The 20,473-nt window shown below is 51.5% G+C and carries 26 protein-coding genes and 1 riboswitch; of the genes, 17 read left to right on the forward strand and 9 right to left on the reverse strand.

The annotated features are described in order from the left end of the window. The first annotated feature begins 210 nt into the window (after positions 1-210). The 3 genes from ACOJWD_RS03595 (at position 211) to ACOJWD_RS03605 (ending at position 1,614) form a co-directional block, all read left to right on the forward strand. Positions 211-720 (forward strand): GNAT family N-acetyltransferase, encoded by a 510-nt coding sequence (locus tag ACOJWD_RS03595; RefSeq protein ID WP_486991852.1) that lies wholly within the window; start codon positions 211-213, stop codon positions 718-720. A gap of 82 nt (positions 721-802) precedes the next feature. After that, on the forward strand, positions 803-1,402 hold the full coding sequence (locus tag ACOJWD_RS03600; RefSeq protein WP_486991853.1) for an alpha/beta hydrolase: 600 nt from the start codon (positions 803-805) through the stop codon (positions 1,400-1,402). A gap of 56 nt (positions 1,403-1,458) precedes the next feature. Then, entirely contained in the window at positions 1,459-1,614 is a 156-nt protein-coding gene (locus tag ACOJWD_RS03605; protein WP_486991854.1) for a hypothetical protein, read from the forward strand. Between the two features lie 27 nt (positions 1,615-1,641). On the opposite strand, the gene sat is transcribed toward ACOJWD_RS03605, so the two are convergent. The 4 genes from sat to ACOJWD_RS03625 all read right to left on the reverse strand — a co-directional run bounded on the left by sat (position 1,642) and on the right by ACOJWD_RS03625 (position 5,526). After that, on the reverse strand, positions 1,642-2,799 hold the full coding sequence (gene sat / locus ACOJWD_RS03610) for a sulfate adenylyltransferase (protein ID WP_486991855.1): 1,158 nt from the start codon (positions 2,797-2,799) through the stop codon (positions 1,642-1,644). Continuing rightward, positions 2,781-3,506: a phosphoadenylyl-sulfate reductase gene (locus tag ACOJWD_RS03615; protein ID WP_486991856.1), complete on the reverse strand. Its 726-nt coding sequence runs from the start codon at positions 3,504-3,506 to the stop codon at positions 2,781-2,783. Before ACOJWD_RS03615 ends, sat begins: the two co-directional genes overlap by 19 nt. A 112-nt stretch (positions 3,507-3,618) precedes the next feature. After that, positions 3,619-4,569: a D-alanyl-D-alanine carboxypeptidase family protein gene (locus ACOJWD_RS03620; protein WP_486991857.1), complete on the reverse strand. Its 951-nt coding sequence runs from the start codon at positions 4,567-4,569 to the stop codon at positions 3,619-3,621. Between the two features lie 81 nt (positions 4,570-4,650). Then, positions 4,651-5,526, reverse strand: a complete 876-nt coding sequence (locus tag ACOJWD_RS03625; protein WP_486991858.1) for a cation diffusion facilitator family transporter — start codon at positions 5,524-5,526, stop codon at positions 4,651-4,653. A gap of 335 nt (positions 5,527-5,861) precedes the next feature. Here ACOJWD_RS03625 and ACOJWD_RS03630 point away from each other — a divergent pair, with 335 nt between their 5' ends. After that, positions 5,862-6,203 carry a cupin domain-containing protein gene (locus ACOJWD_RS03630; protein WP_486991859.1) on the forward strand — a complete coding sequence of 114 codons (342 nt, stop codon included), beginning with the start codon at positions 5,862-5,864 and terminating at the stop codon, positions 6,201-6,203. A 16-nt stretch (positions 6,204-6,219) separates the two neighbouring features. Here ACOJWD_RS03630 and ACOJWD_RS03635 read toward each other — a convergent pair whose 3' ends face one another. Next, positions 6,220-7,353, reverse strand: a complete 1,134-nt coding sequence (locus tag ACOJWD_RS03635) for an Mrp/NBP35 family ATP-binding protein (protein WP_486991860.1) — start codon at positions 7,351-7,353, stop codon at positions 6,220-6,222. A 19-nt stretch (positions 7,354-7,372) separates the two neighbouring features. Continuing rightward, entirely contained in the window at positions 7,373-7,672 is a 300-nt protein-coding gene (locus ACOJWD_RS03640) for a metal-sulfur cluster assembly factor (protein WP_486991861.1), read from the reverse strand. A gap of 270 nt (positions 7,673-7,942) precedes the next feature. Between ACOJWD_RS03640 and ACOJWD_RS03645 the strand changes: the two genes are divergently transcribed. Next, positions 7,943-8,314, forward strand: a complete 372-nt coding sequence (locus tag ACOJWD_RS03645) for a hypothetical protein (protein WP_486991862.1) — start codon at positions 7,943-7,945, stop codon at positions 8,312-8,314. Here the strand turns inward: ACOJWD_RS03645 and ACOJWD_RS03650 are convergent. Beyond that, entirely contained in the window at positions 8,311-8,799 is a 489-nt protein-coding gene (locus tag ACOJWD_RS03650; RefSeq protein ID WP_486991863.1) for a hypothetical protein, read from the reverse strand. The genes ACOJWD_RS03645 and ACOJWD_RS03650 overlap by 4 nt on opposite strands. 180 nt (positions 8,800-8,979) lie before the next feature. Between ACOJWD_RS03650 and ACOJWD_RS03655 the strand changes: the two genes are divergently transcribed. The 8 genes from ACOJWD_RS03655 to ACOJWD_RS03690 all read left to right on the forward strand — a co-directional run bounded on the left by ACOJWD_RS03655 (position 8,980) and on the right by ACOJWD_RS03690 (position 15,552). Continuing rightward, positions 8,980-10,707, forward strand: coding sequence for an outer membrane protein assembly factor BamB family protein (locus tag ACOJWD_RS03655; protein ID WP_486991864.1), 1,728 nt, complete (start codon positions 8,980-8,982; stop codon positions 10,705-10,707). A gap of 1 nt (position 10,708) precedes the next feature. Beyond that, positions 10,709-11,062: a c-type cytochrome gene (locus tag ACOJWD_RS03660; protein WP_486991865.1), complete on the forward strand. Its 354-nt coding sequence runs from the start codon at positions 10,709-10,711 to the stop codon at positions 11,060-11,062. A gap of 85 nt (positions 11,063-11,147) precedes the next feature. Beyond that, the gene (locus tag ACOJWD_RS03665) at positions 11,148-12,020 is read left to right on the forward strand and encodes a GNAT family N-acetyltransferase (RefSeq protein WP_486991866.1); all 873 of its coding nucleotides are present in this window, start codon (positions 11,148-11,150) and stop codon (positions 12,018-12,020) included. A 1-nt stretch (position 12,021) separates the two neighbouring features. Further along, a complete protein-coding gene (locus ACOJWD_RS03670) occupies positions 12,022-13,176 on the forward strand; it encodes a hypothetical protein (protein ID WP_486991867.1) in 1,155 nt (384 codons plus the stop codon). 24 nt (positions 13,177-13,200) lie between these two features. Then, positions 13,201-13,950: a polyprenol monophosphomannose synthase gene (locus tag ACOJWD_RS03675; protein ID WP_486991868.1), complete on the forward strand. Its 750-nt coding sequence runs from the start codon at positions 13,201-13,203 to the stop codon at positions 13,948-13,950. A gap of 3 nt (positions 13,951-13,953) precedes the next feature. Then, complete coding sequence (locus tag ACOJWD_RS03680; protein ID WP_486991869.1) at positions 13,954-14,394, forward strand: GtrA family protein; 441 nt, start codon at positions 13,954-13,956, stop codon at positions 14,392-14,394. Beyond that, entirely contained in the window at positions 14,330-15,115 is a 786-nt protein-coding gene (locus ACOJWD_RS03685; protein WP_486991870.1) for a threonine/serine exporter family protein, read from the forward strand. Before ACOJWD_RS03680 ends, ACOJWD_RS03685 begins: the two co-directional genes overlap by 65 nt. Further along, entirely contained in the window at positions 15,112-15,552 is a 441-nt protein-coding gene (locus ACOJWD_RS03690; RefSeq protein ID WP_486991871.1) for a threonine/serine exporter family protein, read from the forward strand. Before ACOJWD_RS03685 ends, ACOJWD_RS03690 begins: the two co-directional genes overlap by 4 nt. A 70-nt stretch (positions 15,553-15,622) precedes the next feature. On the opposite strand, the gene ACOJWD_RS03695 is transcribed toward ACOJWD_RS03690, so the two are convergent. Further along, positions 15,623-15,943 carry a DUF2103 domain-containing protein gene (locus tag ACOJWD_RS03695; protein ID WP_486991872.1) on the reverse strand — a complete coding sequence of 107 codons (321 nt, stop codon included), beginning with the start codon at positions 15,941-15,943 and terminating at the stop codon, positions 15,623-15,625. 247 nt (positions 15,944-16,190) lie between these two features. Beyond that, positions 16,191-16,874, reverse strand: coding sequence for a septum site-determining protein MinC (gene minC, locus ACOJWD_RS03700; RefSeq protein WP_486991873.1), 684 nt, complete (start codon positions 16,872-16,874; stop codon positions 16,191-16,193). 238 nt (positions 16,875-17,112) lie between these two features. Here minC and ACOJWD_RS03705 point away from each other — a divergent pair, with 238 nt between their 5' ends. The 4 genes from ACOJWD_RS03705 to ACOJWD_RS03720 all read left to right on the forward strand — a co-directional run. Then, positions 17,113-18,471, forward strand: coding sequence for a chloride channel protein (locus ACOJWD_RS03705; protein WP_486991874.1), 1,359 nt, complete (start codon positions 17,113-17,115; stop codon positions 18,469-18,471). 117 nt (positions 18,472-18,588) lie between these two features. Then, a riboswitch (TPP riboswitch) is annotated at positions 18,589-18,693 on the forward strand. A 73-nt stretch (positions 18,694-18,766) separates the two neighbouring features. Beyond that, positions 18,767-19,459, forward strand: coding sequence for a thiaminase II (tenA, locus tag ACOJWD_RS03710; protein ID WP_486991875.1), 693 nt, complete (start codon positions 18,767-18,769; stop codon positions 19,457-19,459). Then, positions 19,456-20,358 (forward strand): bifunctional hydroxymethylpyrimidine kinase/phosphomethylpyrimidine kinase, encoded by a 903-nt coding sequence (gene thiD, locus ACOJWD_RS03715; RefSeq protein WP_486991876.1) that lies wholly within the window; start codon positions 19,456-19,458, stop codon positions 20,356-20,358. Before tenA ends, thiD begins: the two co-directional genes overlap by 4 nt. After that, on the forward strand, positions 20,358-20,473 hold a 116-nt coding region (locus ACOJWD_RS03720), incomplete at its 3' end, for a hydroxyethylthiazole kinase (protein WP_486991877.1). The genes thiD and ACOJWD_RS03720, both read left to right, overlap by 1 nt.

The raw sequence follows: 20,473 nt of genomic DNA on the forward strand, positions 1-20,473 counted from the left end.
AGCCCAGATAAGGAAGGTCGTTTAGCGCCCTTTTCGAAACGCCCTTGTCCTCCAAAAGGATTACGTCGGGGTTTCGAGCGTAATGATTCAGTCAGATGTTGTGCGTTGAAGCAAACCAGCTATAACAGGGGCTTTCTAAGAGGATCTGATGGCATCTTCAACGAATCTGTTAAAGAGATTTGTTCTCTATATGTCAATGAGGACATCTCGTTGCGGTTACTAGAAGGGCGCGATGCAAACTCGGTCTTCGCTTTAATAGAGGAGTCGCGCCACTATCTTCGAGAGTGGCTGCCTTTTGTGGACGGGACACGGACCGTCCAGGACGTTCATGATTTCATATCTACTGGGTTGCAGAAGTATGCTTCCAATAATGGCGTCGAACTCGGGATATGGCATCGGGGAGAACTGGCGGGCGTGCTCGGCCTCCATGACATTAATTGGTCGCATCGATTGACTAGTATGGGGTATTGGCTCGGTGAACGGTTTCAAGGCCATGGAATTATGACACATTCCTGTGACGCCCTGGTCAACATTCTCTTCGACGAATATGGCTTGAACCGTATCGAAATTCGGGCTGCCGCAGAAAATTCGAAGAGCCGAGCGAATCCTGAACGGTTGGGATTTCATAAGGAAGGCTGCAGACGACAAGCGGAGTGGCTTTTTGACCATTATGTGGATCACATCATTTACGGGATACTGGCATCAGATTGGAAAATGTGACCTAAGCGGCAAGGGCAGGCCAAGATGAAGTTCGCCCGTTGAGCGAACTACGTGCCTAATACACAGTAGGGAGGACATAGTTATGTCACTTAAGATGGTGGAATTTTCTCGACCGATGGACACCGCTACTCATTTGCTCGTGCTATTGCATGGACGTGGTGCAGACGAGATGGATTTGCTACCTCTCGGGAGCTCCTTTGATCCGCGATTTCGCATTATCAGTGTGCGCGCGCCGATGATCATGGGTGGGGGCTATGCCTGGTATAGCAGTGCTTCCGATACGCCGAGATTTACCCGAGAGATAAGCGAGGCTACGAGAGAATTGGAAAAGGTACTAGCGGGCTTTGACCTTCCGATAGTGGTGTTAGGTTTTAGCCAAGGAGGGTTAGTCGCTACGCGCTTTGCTATGACCTCGTCATTGCAGGTGGCTGGCGTAGTCAGTTTAAGTGCTCCGCCTTTGGCAGAAAGTATGGTCGAGAAATTAGACGAGATGCCGGTGTTTTGGGGGCACGGTACGGAGGATACCGTGGTGGTATTGGATCGCGGTAATGTGACGCTTCGACACCTGACTGAGGCTGGTGCTCACGTTACCGCTCGACGGTATCGGATGAGTCATACCATCTGCGATCAAGAACTACTGGATATCAACAATTGGACCAAAGAAATTCTCGACCAGCGTTGACTTATTGAGACATAAAACGGTAAAATTCCCCTATTATGAGTTCAGTGAGGGATAACGTGGCGAACGAAGGTTCCTTGTGGCAACTGAAGCAAACCTTGGAAGAGGTATATACGGAAACGGGCTCACTGACTCATGAACGCGTGTTGGCGGCGTCAGAGTTGCTGGACCAGGAAATTCTCGCATTTATCCGTGAACACAACAGCTCAGAGTAAGGAAACGGCCCAGAAGGCCGCTTCCTGTTAGTGGTTTTGGTAGTATTGGCGAAGGATTTCTTCCACCTCCGGGCGGATAGTGTCCGGCCGGAGTTCCGTTCCTTCTTGAAGGGCCTTTCGTACCCGTGTGCCTGATAGGGATTCATGATGAATCGTGCCGTGAGGGCACGTTTTTTGTGTGGCCATCTGATGACAGCGGCGACAGAAGAATGCCGGCTCTGCGTTGATGATGGTAATGCCCAAATCTAGTGACGATATCTCGCTTAGAAGCTTTTGGCTAGCTAGTGGATGATAATAGGAGCCCACCCCTGCATGGTCACGTCCCACAATGAAGTGTGTAAATCCATAATTTTTTCGGGCTAAGGCATGTAACACGGCTTCTTTAGGCCCGGCATATCTCATCGCCGCAGGGAATCCAGACAATAGAGTGTTTTGTTCGGGGTAATATTCCCGCACTAGCGCTAAGTATGACGCCCATCGTATTGATGCCGGGACATCGTCCTGTTTGGTTTCTCCGATTAGGGGATGAATGACCAATCCATCCACCATTTCAAGCGCAGTTTTTTGGATGTACTCATGCGCCCGATGCAGTGGATTACGAGTTTGAAAGGCGACTACGGTACGCCATCCGTGTTCTCGAAAGTATGATCGCATTTGGCGGGGGGTGAGTATGGGGGTCTCTGACCATTTTGGATCACGAGTCAACGTCACCGGACCTGCGATACGCATTGGACTCTGGTCTAGCATCCGGCGTACGCCGGGATGCTGGGTATCGCTGGTGCCGTACACGATCCGGGCTTCATCTTCAGGAGACTGCCAATAGAGGTCTTCGACATGCATCAGAGCGACGGTGTTGCCGCCATACATGAGCCGAACCAAACCAGCCTTTTTAATATGCTGTGCCACGGAGGGATCAATGGGCAGCGTAATGGGAATCGGCCATAGTTGCCCATCAGGGAGCCGCATATCGCTTAACACCGTTCGTACCTCATACCGGTTCAAAAACCCGCGAAGTGGGCTATAGACTCCTTGCGCCAAACAGATCACATCGTCATAGTGGAAGGGGTCTAGAGGGACCTGAGGAACGTGAGATAGAGCGACCCCTAATTCCTGAGCGATCGCTACTGGCAATTCTTGTTCCATAATTACGGTCTCGTCAGACCCTTCTATAAGTGGAGACCGCATTCGGTTTTCTCCTCCCCGGACCAACGTCCTGCTCGGGCATCTTCTCCGGATTGGACAGCCCGGGTGCATGGGTGGCAACCAATACTAGGATACCCCTGATCGTGTAAGGGATTATACGGTACGTGATGCTTCACGAGATAGCGAAAAACGTCGCGTGAGGACCATGTGGCGAGGGGATTGATTTTGACTAGTTGATGGCGCGTATCCCAGTGCACCACCGAGGTTCCCTGGCGGATGAGCGTTTGATCGCGACGAATTCCGGTGATCCAGGCTTTCTTATCACGGAGATAATCCTTCAACGGTGACACTTTTCGTATTTGGCAGCAGAGGTCGGGATTTTGGTTATATAGCTTGGGGCCGTGGGTTTGGTCTTGATCGTCTAGAGACAGGGGCGGCACGACGCGGTGCGCGGAAAATTGATATCGTTGTTCGGTTTCTTTAATGAGAGTATAGGTTTCCTGAAATAAGAGCCCGGTATCGAGATAGAACACTTGGGGATGGGCGGTCAGTTGACACAGCATGTCAATGAGGACCATGTCCTCCGCACCGAAACTGGATGCCAAAACCAGACTCTTGGGATACTGTTGCAATGCCCAATTGAGCGTTTCTTGTGGGCCCAGTGCTTCAAGGTCGGCAGATAACGATTTCAAAGTTTCTTGCATTGATGGGGAAGCGATGGGATCGAAGGTCATAGGATCGGACTGCACCTGGGAGGCCCCCTTTTGATGATAGTCGATGCGCAACCGCGGATAGGCGGTTGCGCTATCTCTACACCATACGATGTAACGGGGCATTGGTTCCTGATGGTCCGGGAGATGCTTAGGGATTTTTCAACTGCGCATATCCCCAGTTAAGAATGTTTTCTGCATCTTGGTATTCGGGAGGAAACCCGTGTTGACCATGCATGACAATACCTAATAGGGTCACCGGATGGCCATTGACGCTGCGTGTGGCGGCAAATACCAAGTTAAATCCTGCTTGCGTGGTCCAACCAGATTTGACACCGATGACGGTTGGGTCTATATAGAGCAGCCCGTTGATGTTGCTGACGATGGAATTATAGGGTAGCGATTTTAACTTGGTACGGACGATTTCACGAAACAGTGCATTTTGTAGGTCGACTCGAGCGATAATCGAAAGATCCCAGGCTGTACCCGACGACACAGCCGAAAGTCCATCAGGGTCGCCGTAGGTGGTACCATTCATTCCCAACAATCGCGCCGTCGCATTCATTTTTTTGACAAATTGAGTGGTGTTGCCGGATACCGTTTGTGACAAAAGCACCGCCGCATCGTTGGTAGAGCGCATCATGAGACCATAATAGAGCTGTTCGAACGTAAAGTGATCTCCCGGGGTCATATTGATATCCGATCCGGTGGTAGTCGCGGCCTGAGGGGTGACGGTGACCGTCTTATCCAGTGGTAGGGCCTGCATAGCGAGATAGATGGTCATTAACTTTGTGGTGGATGCGTAGGGGCCTTTAAGATGAGGATTCATCGCCCACATCAGTTGCCCTGTCGTCAGATTCCAGAGAACCCCGGAATCTTCGCCAATCGCAAATGGCAAACGACTCGGAACGGTGGTAGTGGGGATGGGGATGATAGCCGGTTGCTTGAGACGCACCGGGGTCAAGAGAAATCGTTCCCGTGCCTCCACCTGGTGGGAGTGATGGGCCGTGATTCCTAGAGTAATACCTAAGACAATTACAAGAAATAATACAGCGATGGGGGCTTTTTTGGGTCGGAAGCGATATTTTACTTGGGGTAACACTGGAAGAAATCCTCCTCATTGAGATACCGTTCCATAGTAGCAAAAATCATGGAGTCCGGGCGTGTTATTTTATGGATTGCACTATAGTTGATCGTTTAGAGGATCATGGTCGTCCGCCTCAATTTGAATGGTGGTGTGATTAATGTTGTGCCGTTGTTCTAGCATATGGCCTAGGTCGTTGATAATTTGTTGCCCTTCACGAATGGAAAGAGTTTTGAGGCGAACGTGGGCTGATAGAACATGATAGTCTGGAGTGATAGACCACACATGGAGATGGTGAACGTCTACCACTAAATCTTGGTCCAAAAAGGTTTGTCGAATTTCGTCAAGCCGAGTATTTTCTGGAGCGGCTTCCATGAGAATCCTTATTGTTGGCCGGGCGATACGGTAACTGGACCAAAGAATAAAGAATCCCACTAATAGCGCCGCTAAAGGGTCCCATCCGTCCCACCGGGTCACTAGAATGAGCGTGGCTGCGATTAAAATTCCGATCGAACTAACCGTATCTCCAATGGCATGCCAAAATACTCCCTGACGATTTAGGTCATTGTGATTATGGGGGTGAAGAAGCCACGTGACCAGGAGATTCAATATTAGAGTGAGTCCTGTCACGATTAGCATAATGGGTGCATTGACCGAGACGGGGTGGAATAATCGGAAGACACTGGTTACCACAAGAGTGACTGCGATGGCGGCCAGAATAAGGCCGTTCACAAAGGCAGCCACAATTCCTCCACGACTGTATCCATAGCTCAGTTGTTCGGTCGGTCGATTCTGGCCAATCTTAGCGGCATAGAGAGCAAGACCAAGCGCCCCAACATCGGTAAACAAATGGGCCGCATTGGATAGCAAGGAGAGACTGCGCGAGGCTAAAGCTCCAACAATTTGCAGGACAAAAATTGCGGCTGTCATAATGAGAGCCCACCAAAGTTGGCGAGTCGGCGACGAAATAGTCACATCCTTTGCTAAAACGCATGAGAACTACCCATCATAAAGTATAGCAAGAGGCCCAAACCAAATACAAATAGAAGTGGGCAGATGATGGCGCTCTATGATGAGATCTCGCTGAAGAATTATCCCATAGCACGAGAGATGTTTTTCGAGGCCCGCCGATGTGATACGTCACGGCCACCATTGCGAGAGATCACCTCGGTTGGTCCTGAATTTTCCACCGGATGCACCACGGATGATTTTTAGGGCAGTCATAGGGGGGACCCATGTTAGACAGAGTAGGCCATGCTATAGTAAATGCGATGTATTTCACCTAAAATCCAGGTAATGGGGGAGTCGACGTGGAGCGGATTGAGAAACCTTGGGGGTATGAAATCTGGTGGGCAGTAACGGACAAATATGTCGGTAAGCTCATTCATGTCAACCAGGGACATTCGCTAAGCTTACAGTACCATGTCAAAAAGCATGAAAGCATGTTTTTGATGAACGGGGAAGCAGAAATCAGTCTTAACGGCGAAAGTCGTCCTTTCCTCCCCGGAGAGGCGATCATCATTCCGCCGCCTACCCAACATCGACTCGTCGCGGTGACCGATATTGATGTTATCGAGGTATCGACGCCCGAATTAGATGATGTGGTGCGTCTCGAAGACCGTTATGGACGAGAAGGAACTTCTAATCCTTAATATGAGGGCAGCGGCCTCATGCATGGGCCGCTGCGTGTATCTTTTGGGCAATTTGAAGGAATGTCACTGCTGCTTCGGATTCAGGAGCACTGAGGACAATGGGGACGCCTTCATCTCCACCTTCCCGCACTCCAGACTCCAGGGGAACTTGTCCCAAAAGGGGCACCTGTAGTTCGGATGAAAGGGCATCTCCTCCTCCATGGCCGAATATTTCCATACGTTGACCGGGGCCCATGGGAATATAGCTCATGTTTTCAATAATTCCGAGGATTCGCTGACCCGCACGAGACGCAACGTCTGCCGTGCGCATAGCCACTTCGCGTGCCACTTGTTGAGGTGTGGTTACGATCACAAGCGATGCGCGGTTAAGCCGTTGGGCCACATCTAATGCAACATCTCCAGTGCCGGGTGGAAGATCAATCAGTAAATAATCAAGCTCGGGCCAGGCCACATCGGTAAAAAATTGCTGCATCATTTTCCCGAGCATTGGTCCGCGCCAGACAATCGCTTGGTTTTCAGGGACAAACATGCTCATGGACACCACATGAAGGTCGTGGATATTCCATGGGATGATTTTTTGTTGAGCATTCGCTTGAGCTTTCTCATGTCCGCCTAACATGCGGCCTTGAGAGTATCCGTAGATGTCCATATCCATGACACCGACCTTAAGCCCGAGCTTCGTTAGGGCGACCGCTAAATTGGCGGTTACCGTTGACTTGCCGACGCCGCCTTTGCCACTGGCAATCCCCAGCATGACCGTATGGCTACCCTCTTGGAGCATAGGAGACCATGTTGCCGCTGGCTGTCCTGGGGGCTTTGGGGAGGTGGGCTGCGCCTCAGCAGCTGCGTTGCTGTTGCCTTGGCTTTTTTGGAACGCACGCGAAAATGCGGTGCGCCGTTCTTCGTCATTCATCACATCCAAATGTACAGTCACATCTCCAACACCGGGCAACTTACTTACCGCAGCGGTCACATCTTGTTCGATCTTTTGATGCAGTGGGCATCCCGCCACTGTCAGCGCGACATCGACCGTGACAGCATTTCCCTCAATGCCAATATTTCTTACCATATTGAGCGTGACAATGTCATAATGCAGCTCTGGATCAGTGACTTCACCCAGGGCGTTAAGCACCATTCCATGGTTTATCATTTTTCCACCTCAATCCCGTTTAGAATCCTAAGAGCCGCCGACCTTCATCTGTGAGACGATCTGGTGTCCACGGGGGATTCCAAACCATATTTACGTGGGCTTCTTTGACGTCTGCCAGTGTTTCTATCGCCATTTCTGCTGCTCTGGCGATCGTTTCATGCATTGGACAACCGGGAGCGGTTAGGGTCATGGCTACCTCAACATTGCCATCATCAGCCACATCGACGGTATAAACCAACCCGAGGTCGACGATGTTGACACCAATTTCTGGATCATCCACTTCTTTCAATACCGTGAGGACCTCTTCTTGACTAGGCAAAGCGCACACCTCCTTAAAAAATCTGAGTGAACTACTCAGTATTATACTCTCTCAAATAATTTCTGTAATAGGGTGCCGATTTGTTACTAAATTAGTCGCGAGCGGGAAGACTAAGATGGATCCAAACACTGCCCTATTATACGAATTACTCCATAAGAGCTGATAACCGCGTTTCTTCTTAGTTTCATCATCTTCTGTTCTTTTTGGATCACTGGCATCAATGAGAAATGGGGGAGAGAGATCGTGCAGGATCGCAGGAGATGCAGCAGTTTGGCATGGCTAATTTGGTGGAGTATTCGACTGGCATGGACCTCGAACAAAATGCATCGTCGTCATCTCAAGGAAAATATTTGGCTCACCTTGAGTTACCGCTGGCGCATGTTCATTCCGGACTCTCCTCCGGGCACAGAGACTGGGATTGTTCGTGCAGTGTGGCTTGGAGCGGCTTTGGCATCGCGATCACAGGTGCGCTACCCTCTGTTGGCACCCAAAGTGCAAGCGCGATTACTGCTGGTGCGAAAGATCTTAGGCCACCATAACGGCAAAGCTGTGGTGACGGCATACTTAGCCTGGATTTGGCTGCGAGATGTGGCGCTCTCCGCGCCAGAATTGTCTCCCACGTTTGGCCATACCGGAGGCTAATGCCGACTTCGATAAAATCGTTGCTGGCGCCACCAGAACCATAAGGAGGCACCGATAAATATCGCCCCAAGCACAACACGGCCGAGAACGTTGGTTTTGGCCTTGCCAACAGGGAATCCAGCGCTGGCTAAAAGCTGCGAATCTTTGGCGTACACGTCGACCGTTACAGAACCTTGTGTAGGAGCTGCCCATAGGGCCTCATATTGATAAGTGTTAAGCTTTCGTAAAGATTCTCGGGCCGTCACATGAGTGTGCTTTTTCCCGGAAAAGTGGAATACCGCTGAGGTGGGCACGGCGCGGGGATGGGCAAAAGTGATGAGGAATACATCGCGCTCCGGGGCACCGGGAGGATTGGGAAGAGCGGTGATTTTTCCTGGAAGTGCCGCTGCTCGGACTTGTGAGGGAACTAAAACGCTGAGCGCCATGGTACATAATATCAATACGCCCAGGCCGAATAGCCACTTTTCGTTTCTGTACCATGCCACAGTACCGGCCTCCTTGTAGCGAATCGATTTATTATACGACATATCCGCGTCAAATTCTCGACAGTGTTCGAGAGTCCTTTTGCCCCAACTTGTGCAAATTCAGGTAGATTTCAACGTGCGTCATCATAATCTCTCTGCAACACGGGCACTCTTTTCCCGAGGTTTCTAGGGAGGATAGCAGTGATTAAACGCGTCAGGCAGTGGAGTATGACGGCAGTCTTAGTGATTGTCGGAGCGGCGATGATGTTAAGCCAATTTTTGCTGCATCGGTCGATACCCACGGCCGTGTCGGATATTGGTCCCAGTAGTTTTACTAAATATGGATATCGGCTCACAAACAACCCAGTTGATCTCGGAGAGGCACCCGCTCGGTTCACCGAGCACTGGACTTATAGCGCAGGTGAACCATTGCAGCAAGCGTCGATAGCCGATGGCGTGGTGTATGTTGGGGGAGACGGGGGCAATCTGAGCCAGCCTGAGCAGAACCGAATTTACGCCATCGATGCGGAGTTAGGGCGATTACTGTGGAGTCGCAAGCTGAATAATATGACCATGACGACTCCGATTGTCGGCCATGGGCTGGTGTTTGTCGGCACAGGCACTGAGCAATTTCGTGGCAGCAATCTTTCGCGCGAAAATAATCTGCAGGCGACGGGCATTGTACGAGGAACCGGTCCCAGTGCCATTTATGCTCTAGAGCAGCGCACGGGTCAAATTGCATGGAAGCGATCGACCCTTGGCGAAGATATGCCAAGCTTTGTTCTTGACCGACGTACCCTCTATGTTGTAAACGGCGCCGGTCGACTTTATGCCTTAAGAGCCACTTCAGGCCGGGTTCTATGGTCACTCAAGTTGGGGTCGTATGTCAGTATGGCGTCTTTGGCTCGGGTTGGATCTGACTTATTTGTTTCCGGTGCGCATCCCTATACCTTATATGTGGTGAATGGGAAGACTCATCGCGTGCTGCGTCGAATCAACTTTCCACAGGTGTTTGGGGGTTCGGACGATAGCTCTCCGGCATACCATCATGGCATAGTGTATCTAGAGGGCACGGAAGGGTCATGGGCCCATCCTGAGTCCACTTTATTGGCGGTAAATGTGCGCACCGGACGGACAGTGTTTCACACCACGCTTGGGTCGGGCCCACTACCCATAGACATTGAAGTATCTGCACCGGTGATTCACCACAACATCGTATATATTGGCAGCCCCATCACAGATTCTGAATACGCTGTCGATGCGCAGTCCGGAACCGTGCTGTGGCATTTTCATGCCTCTGGTCCTATTTCTGAATCGGCGGCGGTCACGCCTCATCACCTCTATGTGGGAGATGGCAACGGATTTTTATATGTCTTGAATCCCCGCGATGGCAAGGAAGACGGGAGTCGCTATTTTGCGGGTGCATTTGCTGCGGACTTTCCGTTAGTGCTTGGCAATACCTTGTATCAGCCCAACGAAGATGGACAGATGTTGGCCATTGACCGTCATAGCCTTCTCAACCGCACCCAGCACGGGGTGCCTAACTTACCGTTAGCGCCTGGGGCGTTAGGAGAAGATATTCTAGGTGGAGAAACTGTGTTTATGAATAATAAGTTCGGGACTGGGCACTTAACCTGTGATAGTTGTCATTTGGGTGGAGGAACGCGGATGAATTACCAAAATGGACATGTCATCCCCAATCTCTTGGGCCAGGCCTCTCGATATCCAAAAGTGTCGTCGCGGCACATTGAGACCCTGGACATGCAAATTAATCGCTGCATACAGCGAACCGGCGCTTCTCCTCTAAACCCTGGAGATTCGCGACTGAGGTCGCTCAATTTGTACCTTCATTGGCTTTCGAGTGGATGGAATGAAAATTTGAACTCTGGGGATGCCCCCGCAAACGGTGTGGGTGGGGGGTGCAAGTAGTATGCGTTCACGGATAATGCGTCTTAGAGGCTTGGTGTTTTTGGGGCTTCTTGGCGTGTTCATAGCAGGACTGGCGTGGACTGGTGATTCCCGTTACCAAAGGACCGTGATGCTGCGAGAAACGAATACCGGCGAAACTTTCTTTTCGGCGTGGTGTGAGACTTGTCACGGCCGAAATGGCAATGGCTCGGGCGGGGCACCGCCACTGGATGACGGGGCGGTCATGGAGCAATACCCTTCTTTTGAAAGCCTCGATCATTACATTCAAACCGAAATGCCAGCGACTGATCCGGGTATTTTGACGCCACAGGAAGCACAAGACTTAACCCACTTTATTATTTCGCTGAACCATTAATTTATCATGTAATCAGATGTGAAGTTGAAGTTGATTCCCCAAGACGGTACAATGTGTCCATGTTGCAAAAGGGAGGCCTTGGTGGGTGAGGTATGTCCGAGCCACCGCGGAGGATCAGGCGCGGATACAGGAGTTTTTATCGCAGTTTGTTGACGATTACTTGTCAGAGCAGGTAGAACAACACGTGAGGTCGCTCAATGGAGGCATTTATTTAGCCTTAGATGACGATGATTCGATCGTGGCCACTGCGGTGGTCACACTGGTGAAGACCCATGAAGCCTATTTGGGTGGAATGAGAATTCGCCCCGATGTGCAGGGAACCGACTTGGGTCGGGAATTTGCTGAGTTTCAAGTGCAAGAAGCTAACCGGTTGGGCGCCATCGTGGTGCGTGCATTGGTCAACCGCAATAACGAGAGCTCTCAACAAATTTTTACAGGGCAGTTGGGTTTTGAGGTTGTGGATGAATGGGTTGTGGGAAGCATGGAAGGGTTTGATGGACCTCATTATCCAGATGGCGAAGCAGGACCGGCTTGGGCAGTAGATCGTGATCGCTTAGAGTCTTTTTGTCGCCAAAACGAGGAAGAATTATGGTCCGAATCTGGTCATTATATGCCGCGTACTCTGACGTTTGATGATGTTTGGCATGCAGTCGAGTTAGGGCGTGTAGGCTTATCTCCTCAAAACACGGCCGATTCGATTGAATCGATCGCGCTATTCCGGATTCAAGATAGTGCATTGCATCTCAACTATATGCGGACTATGGGGCATCATTTGAAGGCACTCATTCAATACTTATGGGTTGAGTCGCGGGCTTGGGGGGTAAAAAGCATGCACTTTGGACTACCCCGGCACGTTGCGGAGAAGCTGGTCGAGGTAGCAGGATTGCCCTTGAGTCGTGAATGGCACGGGGTGGTATTAGAGAAGCGCGTTGGGCTAACCTCGACGTCATCCGTTTAATATGCGCCAACTGCGGCTGATATTGACCCAATGGTGGCCGGCAGGTAAGGCCGGCCGCGAGCTTTGGCAAAATATTGTGTTCAGCCGACTGGCTTTAGTGGCGGTGGGCTGGATTGCCCTGGCGGAACTCCCGTGGCAATATGTATCGCCCACGTTTAATACGACGCAGAATCCTTTGTTGCTGATGTGGATTCGTTGGGATGCGCTATGGTATACCGGGATAGCTGCCCATGGCTATTGGACCCAAGCGTTGGCGTTTTTTCCTTTGTATCCCCTCATCATTGCAGGCGGCCACTTTATCTTTCGTATGTCCTTTGATTTGTCCGCGGTTGTTATGTCTAATGTGGCGATGGTTCTGTTCCTGGTCACATTTTTCCGCCTTGTGCGCGAATACTATCCTGAAAGTGTAGCGCGGAGAGCGGTATGGTATGCGTTAATTTTCCCCACTGCATTTTTTCTTTCGGCGGCTTATACGGAGTCCTTATTTTTGTGGCTCACGACGGCAGCGTTTCTTTTTTCTCGTCGTGAGAAGTTCTGGGTCGCCGGAGTGTTTGGATTCTTTGCCGCCCTCACACGCAACGAAGGGGTATTTGTCGCAATACCATTTTTGTGGGCGTATTATCAAAAGTACCGATACCGGTTGACCCGTGACATTGTACCGATCTTTTTTATTCCGTTGGCCATTCTGATCCTGATGCTGTACCAGTGGAGGGACTTTGGCAATCCTCTTGGATTTATGGCAGCTCAAGCTTATTGGGGTAGACAGATCACGTGGCCATGGGTGGGAATATTTTTGGCACTTCGAGCAATCTTTGAGGGCGGTCCATTGCAACCGGATGCAGTTCTCAGTATGATAGATCTATTGGCGGCATTGACGTCGGGAGTATTATGGATATATGGTTTTCGGCGGCGTATGCCGCTGGATTGGCTGGTATACTGGGCGGTGTTGTGGCTGATTGATATCTCAGCGCCGGATCCATCGGGCCAAAGCCCATTGTTGAGCATGTCGCGGTTGGTGTTAGTACTATTTCCGAGTTTTGTGGCGTTGGGTATACTAGCAAAGAATTCGGGATGGCGGCGAATGTTACAGTGGTTGTTACCGTTTTTGCAGGTGATCTTTTTTGTGATATTCGCAACGTGGCACTGGATCGCCTAAGCTAATGGAGGAGGCTCGTATAGGATGCAAGCCTTAGTAATTTTGCCCACATATAACGAAATCGGGAACTTAGCACCTATGGTGGAATCGATTTTAGGTCAAGGACCGATGTTCGATGTCTTGGTGATTGATGACGGTTCACCTGATGGCACGGGTCTTTTAGCAGATGATTTGAAAGAGACGTATCCGGGGCGTGTGGAAGTGATCCATCGACAAGGCAAGTTGGGATTAGCCACGGCGTATCTGGCGGGCTTCCGTTACGGGATCAAACGGGGATATGAATACTTTTTCGAGATGGATGCAGATTTTTCACATAACCCGTCTTATCTTCCTAAGTTCATTGAGGCAATGCAGTCGCAAAATGCAGATGTGGTATTAGGATCACGTTATGTGGCTGGCGGTGGAGCAGTGCGGTGGCCTTGGTATCGCAAAGTGATTTCGCGTGGAGGATCGTTTTATGCCTCGAAGATGTTAGGGGTGCCGGTTCGCGACCTCACGGGAGGGTTTAAGTGCTTTCGCCGGTCGGTGCTTGAGTCTATCAATTTGGAACAAATTCAGTCCAGCGGGTATGGATTTCAAATCGAGATGACCTATCGTGCCGTGGAATCGGGATTTAATGTGGTTGAAATGCCCATTATTTTTGAAGAACGTCGTGAGGGCCAAAGTAAAATGTCGCCGACCATATTCGTTGAGGCATTTTGGATGGTCGCCAAAATGCGCGCTCAGCACGTAGGCACAGCACCATCAACCCAAACAGAGCGTCTGCGTCCCTAACCGATGATTAGGCGACTGATATGGTATGGCATTGTTGGTGTAAGTGGTGTTATTGTCAATATGGTCGTTTTGACAATAGCTCGCTTTCTTTTGCCGCATCAATTGACGCTCACGTACTTGTTCGCGGTCGAAGCGTCGATTATCACCAACTATCTATTCAACGCGAAATATACGTTTAAGAATCCCTTGAGTTGGCGCGGTTTATGGCAATATAATCTCGTGTCCGCAGCTGGCGCTTTGATTCAAACCGCAGTGTATCGGTATTTACTGACCCTCGGTTGGTATTATTTAGTGGCGGATTTGGTGGCTATCCCGTTTGCCACCGGTTTTGGATTTCTCTTTTCGTCGATTTGGGTATTCCGGAAACGGGAGGAGAGCGATGAAGTTAACGCCGAACGACCAACCCCTGATTCCCATCCCCAAGGTTCTCACGGTAATAGCTGATGCGGGCGCAGCGCTTTTAGCCAGCGGTGCGGAAGTGGCGCGCGTGGAAGATACCATGGAGCGATTGGCGAAGGCTTACGGAATTTCTTCGGTACAAGTCATTGTTCTTCCTACGGCACTGTTTGTCCATGCCAATAATTTGACCACCATCATACGCCGTATTCGGGCTCGCAACGTTAATTTAGCGGTGGTGGCTGCGATTAATCAACTGTCGCGCGACGTAAGCGAGAGGCCGATTCCTTTAGAGGAGCTAGAATCCCGTTTAGCCGAAGCGCGTGGTCAAGCACGCTATAATCCGCGAGCAAATTTATTATTTGCTGGGGTGGCGGCGGCCGCCATTAGCCAACTCATGGGGGGACACGTGGTGGACCTCGTGCCAGCGTTTATTGGTGGAGCACTAACCCAACTAGTCCGCCAATCATTGCGAGGTAGTGGTCTTGCCGGTGGGGTGGCGGATATGGTTTCGGCTATTGTGGCCGTAATACCCGCATTAGCGGTTGCCCATCTCGGTGAGAAGACGCCGGGAGCGGTATTGGTTGGGGGCATCATGGTATTAACGCCGGGGCTCTTGATGACAACCGCCGTGCGCGACGGGATCCAGGGGGATTTGCTGTCTGCGGCGGCTCGCATTTTGGAGGCTTTGTTATCGGCAGGAGCGATCGCGGCTGGGGCGAGTTTGCCCCTATACATTTATCTGGCCTTGGGAGGGCACTGGGCGTGATTGTGTCAGCGATACTTTCGGGCCTTACGGCAGTGGCCTTTGGCCTTCTCTACCAAGTGTCTGGAGGCACCTTAGTGTTGTCGGGCCTCATCGGCGCAATAGCATGGGCTCTTTCGGTCTTGGTCTCGCATATACCGGGATCCGGATTTCTCGGGGACTTCGTGGGGTCCTTGATGGTGGGTGGACTGGCCGAAATTGCTGCCAAGATGCGGCATCGGCCTGCCATTATTTTCGTGGTGCCTGCGATCATTGTGTTCGTGCCCGGGGATCTTGTCTACGAAAGTATGGTGGCATTTCTCAAAGATCACTTTTTGCAGGGAGTACAGTCCGGATTGAGTGCGCTTCTTGCAGCCGGCGCCATTTCAGTGGGATTAGCTTTAGCTACCGCCTTGATTCGTCCTCTCATCCGTCGCCAATTTGGTCGTTCCCATCACTGAGTATCAAGCGCTTCATCTTAGCCACCGAGCCGAAGTCCTGCGAGGACGTTTTGTACGTCAAGCATTCGCGTTAAGGCGCAGGGCTCTCATTGCCTTTATCCGGTAGAGATTTGATGATTCCGGAATCCACCAATGTTTTGAGTACCTCCGAGGGGGTGTGCGTGATGACGAACACTTCTTGACAAGCTCCGCCTGAACGGCCAATGAGCTTAAACCCGCTTTGCGTGAGATATTGAAAGGTAAATCCGGTCGACCCGCCAGATTTGGGCTTAATAATTCCCGGAATGACGCCATCCACTTCAGGTAAAAGAGAAAGGTGTTTTAGGCCATCTTCGAGGGCCTCTAGGACATGGTGCTGACGTTTCACTTTTCTTTGGCGATATTTGGCCACGGTTTGTCTCCTCTCATGACCATTGTACCGCCACAATCAGGGGAGGATACAGGAAAGCCAAACCTTTTTGTGTGATGAGCAGACCAGGCAGCGATTCGCTCCCAGATCCTAGGAAGCTCAGGGAACAGGATATACCCACCGAATTGGGAGACCGAGGCCGTTTAAACAGAAGTTGACGACCATTTCGGCGACGAGCAACGACGAATGATGCAGTGTGGGCTCACGGTACACGCTGTTCGCGACGGTATTACGACGGTGTCGCCGATGAAAATCGATCGGACCAAGCGGTTCTCTCTTGAGTAATGGCGTCTGGGAGACGAACATCGGTCCATGGCTTCACCACGAGTTCCCCATCTTCAATGAGCGCCTTTTCAGGGTTTCCACTAAGTTCAGCATTGCCTAACGCTAACACACTGGCAATGCGCACTTGACTCGGTTCAAACCGGAGGGCGTATACCACACGACTATCGGCATCGGGTTGGCCAGCAAACGCCGTACCTCGAAGCCACCCGAACACCATGATGTCGCCTCCCGCCATCACCGTTCCTCCAGGATTCACATCACCGACAATGATAAGATCACCTGCATGCGTAATGCGCTGACCCGAACGGATGGTGTGTCGAATGACCTTGGGTGGCGCCACTAATTCGGCGGTTCGAGCTGGCTCGATGTGGCGTAGCCCGGTGTCATCGCCGTTGCTTTGCTGAATTCCACGGAGGTTCAGATCAGGGAAGTCGTTAAATGCCGTGGTGATTGCTTCAAAAAGTGCGCTAGTTAGTACGGTGTTGGGCACTTCAATCAGTAAACTGGTTTTTCCCAGAAAGGATTGTTTCTCTTTTAACGTCGACCGTAATTCTGCGATGAATTCGTCTTGCGTGGTAAAGTGCCTCGCAATGAGACGCAGTCCGCGTCGATCGCCTTTGATCTCCATCTTGACCCACCGTCCTCGTCCCTAAAAACCGACAATTTCATGAAAAATTCGCGATGGCAGAGGGCGATTCCTGCTATCTTGCGGAAAAACTTTTGTTAAAGTGTTGAGGACGGCGGGTGCTATGGGAACCGTATGACCATGGTGGCGGGTTTGTCCATAATGAGTATCTTACAGCAGAGTGCGAAGGGCGTCGGTTGATGCATGCTGAAATCACAGGGCGATATGGGGGATGGCTATCATGAAGAGCATCAGCATGCGGAAAATATGGGAACCAGTCTTCATGGCTCGGCAATTGGCTTGGTGGCTGGTGATCGGATCACTCACTGGTGCGTTGGTGGGTGTGGTGGTCACCTATTTTCTGAAGTTATTGTTTTGGTCTATCGATGCTACAGCGCATTGGCCCATGGGAGTGATTGCCATCGCCCTACCCTTAGGGGGACTTGTGACTGGGCTATTAATTCACTATGGGGCGCCGGATGCGGCGGGACATGGGACGGAGGCGGTGATTCGGGCGGTTCATCGCGATTCGGGGCGCATTAATTGGAAAGTCGCTCCCATTAAAGCCATGGCCACCATCACCACCATTGCTCCGGGAGGATCGGCAGGGAAAGAGGGGCCCTCGGCCCAAATTGGCGCCGCGCTAGCTTCTGCCCTGGCGGATTTATTTCGTTTCAGTCCTCAGCAGCGCCAGCGTATTGTGATCTGTGGGATTGGAGCAGGGTTTGCAGCAGTCTTTGGGACTCCGGTGGCCGGTGCCATCTTGGGTATCGAGGTATTGGCAATTGGTGATTTGTGGTATGAAATGCTGTTACCTTCTTATGCGGCGTCGGTCATGGCCTTTGAGGTGTCAAAATCACTCGGCTTGACCTGGGTCTATCCCCGATCACTGGCACCGGTAGATTTTAATGTGCTGTTATTTGGTAAGATTTTACTCCTAGGAATTATTGCTGGATTAGCCGCCTATCTTTTGGTTCTGGTCATGGATGGTTTGCATAAGTTTGTCGGCGGACTAAAAAAAGAACGGCATTGGTGGCCACCGCTGTTTCCTTTTTTGGCAGGAGGCATATTGGTGCTCTTGATGCTGATGCTGGGGAGAAGTTACGGAGGACTCTCTCTGGCGCTCTTAACTCAGGCCCTAGCTGGGCACTCGGTGCCGACCTTGGCGTGGGGATGGAAACTTTTATTTGTCGGGATTACCCTAGGATTCGGGATGAGCGGAGGCATTATTACTCCTTTATTCGTCATTGGAGCAACGTTGGGATCGATGATGGCCGTGCCGCTACATATTCCACTCGCCATTGGCGCCGAACTCGGAATGATTGGTGTCACGGCAGCAGGAGCGAACGCTCCCATTGCCGCGATTATTATGGGGATGGAGATTTTTGGCTCGCGGTTAGCGCCGGAATTTTTGATTGTGGCGGTGCCCGCGTTTATCATGATTGGTAATCATAGTGTCTACCCGAGTCAAAAGGTCCGTTTGCAGAAGTCCCCCTTTGTCCCGATTCCAATGGGACGAGCGCTCGAAGAGGCCGACGAGGCCCCCCTTCCTTTGCCATGGGCGCGGCGCCGACCGCCAGAATCAGACTCGCCAAAATAGTCGAGAAGAGTGACTAGATACTAATCACGCCGATCGATAGGGCGCATTGACGAATGAATTAATGCGATGGCTCGCTGTCGCCTTAGACGATGCATGCTATAATCCTGGATAAATCACACGAGCCACTAGGGGAGCTATTGCTGAGACGAGGAAGTATCATCCCTCGGACCCTTCCAACCTGATCTGGATAATACCAGCGTAGGAAAGTGGAGCCATAGCAGCGTCGAAGCTTATCGACCATCGCTATACTCAATTCCCCCAGGTGGCCTCCTAAATTGAAGGAGGCAATGGATTCATGACATTATCCCAGCGCATACGCGAAGAGGCGGAACCCACCTATCAGGCCATCCGCCAACATCCGTTTGTCGAGGCCCTTGCCCAGGGAGAGTTGCCGTCTGCGGCAGCACTGTTTTACGTACAACAAGATGTGCAGTATCTAACCACCTATGCAAGGGTATTTGCCATGGCGATTGCCCAGGCATCTACCTTGGACCAGATGAAGACTTTAGCTGAGCGCATGGGGATGCTCTTTGCCGGAGAAATTGCTCCCCATGTGAACTTATGCCGGTCAGCCGGCGCCTCGTATGACGAGGTGCAGGCTTCTCTGCCACCATTGGCGCCGTTAGCATACCAGTATGCACAACATATGATCGCGTGTGGGTCGCGAGGTGATTTGGCCCAGAGCATTGCGGCAGTCCTTCCCTGTCACTGGGTCTATGCTGACCTCGGACGCGACCTTCAAGAAGATATACAACCCGATGCCAGCCATCCGTTTTATGACTGGATTACTTTTTATGCGGATAATCGTTTGCGCGACGGCGTGGAGCAATTGTGTGCGCTCTTGGACCAAGCCGCGCCCACGTCCCGTGTCGACGGGGCACGGCCGGCCTTTCACACAAGCTTTCAGATGGAATACCGATTCTTCGACATGGCCTGGCGTCAAGAAGGTTGGCCGAGAGAGGTCATAGACCCGGAGGGAGGACAATGAAATCGACCACAACCGATTATCTTAAGCGCGTTTTGACCGTGGCCGGTTCGGATAGCGGGGGAGGGGCTGGAATCCAAGCCGATCTGAAGACCATGCATCAGCTTGGAGTGTATGGAATGTCCGTGGTGACGGCGGTTACGGCACAAAATACCCAGGGGGTTGGAGGTGTTCAAGCCATAGCGGGGTCTTTGGTCCAACAGCAGCTATCGGCGGTGTTCGATGATTTTGGGATCGATGCCATGAAGACTGGGATGCTGGCTAATGCAGATATCGTCACGGTGGTAGCTGCGGCGTTGACGCGATGGGCGCACGTTCCTATTGTTGTCGATCCGGTCATGGTTGCCAAAGGGGGGACGTCGCTTTTGACTAGAGAGGCGATAGCCGCTGTGCGGGAACAACTATTGCCGTTGGCACGGGTTGTGACACCGAACTTGCCTGAGGCTTCGGCTCTCGTCGGTTATTCGGTGATATCCATCCAAGAGGCCGAACAGGCAGCGCGTGATATCGCCGCGTGGGGACCCGCGTATGTGGTGGTTAAGGGAGGCCACCGAGGCACCGATACGGATGTTGTTGACGTGGTGTATGCCTCTGGCCGCGATGCTGTTTTTTATCTGTCTTCACCTTATATCGCGAGCCGCAATACCCATGGTACGGGATGCACGTTTTCATCGGCGGTGGCCGCCTTATTAGGTCAAGGATGGGAAACAGAGGAGGCGCTGGCTGGGGCGAAAGCCTTTGTGGCGGAAGCGATTTTGGCGGCGAAGACCTGGACTCTTGGCCTTGGTTATGGACCTATCAGTCACTTTGCGTTGGCTCCCAGGCGATTTTACCCGGAATGGGGAGTGATCAACCGGTACGAGAACGGCCAATGGACTCTTCGCCATGAAGGGCGTCGATAATGGCGCAAGTGAATGCGGGAGCCTGGCTCAAAGGCGTACGGCGGAACCAACCGCTTGTCCACAACATGACCAACGTGGTGGTGACAAATCAAGTGGCCAATGCCGTGATTGCCAT

Source organism: Sulfobacillus sp. TH-112 (assembly GCF_057473405.1).

Excerpts from the sequence above, each read along its gene's own strand:
- ACOJWD_RS03600 (WP_486991853.1), top strand. The coding sequence starts at position 803 with ATGTCACTTAAGATGGTGGAATTTTCTCGACCGATGGACACCGCTACT.
- sat (WP_486991855.1), bottom strand. The coding sequence starts at position 2,799 with ATGCGGTCTCCACTTATAGAAGGGTCTGACGAGACCGTAATTATGGAA.
- ACOJWD_RS03635 (WP_486991860.1), bottom strand. The coding sequence starts at position 7,353 with ATGATAAACCATGGAATGGTGCTTAACGCCCTGGGTGAAGTCACTGAT.
- ACOJWD_RS03660 (WP_486991865.1), top strand. The coding sequence starts at position 10,709 with ATGCGTTCACGGATAATGCGTCTTAGAGGCTTGGTGTTTTTGGGGCTT.
- ACOJWD_RS03670 (WP_486991867.1), top strand. The coding sequence starts at position 12,022 with ATGCGCCAACTGCGGCTGATATTGACCCAATGGTGGCCGGCAGGTAAG.
- ACOJWD_RS03675 (WP_486991868.1), top strand. The coding sequence starts at position 13,201 with ATGCAAGCCTTAGTAATTTTGCCCACATATAACGAAATCGGGAACTTA.
- ACOJWD_RS03680 (WP_486991869.1), top strand. The coding sequence starts at position 13,954 with ATGATTAGGCGACTGATATGGTATGGCATTGTTGGTGTAAGTGGTGTT.
- ACOJWD_RS03685 (WP_486991870.1), top strand. The coding sequence starts at position 14,330 with ATGAAGTTAACGCCGAACGACCAACCCCTGATTCCCATCCCCAAGGTT.
- minC (WP_486991873.1), bottom strand. The coding sequence starts at position 16,874 with ATGGAGATCAAAGGCGATCGACGCGGACTGCGTCTCATTGCGAGGCAC.
- ACOJWD_RS03705 (WP_486991874.1), top strand. The coding sequence starts at position 17,113 with ATGAAGAGCATCAGCATGCGGAAAATATGGGAACCAGTCTTCATGGCT.
- tenA (WP_486991875.1), top strand. The coding sequence starts at position 18,767 with ATGACATTATCCCAGCGCATACGCGAAGAGGCGGAACCCACCTATCAG.
- thiD (WP_486991876.1), top strand. The coding sequence starts at position 19,456 with ATGAAATCGACCACAACCGATTATCTTAAGCGCGTTTTGACCGTGGCC.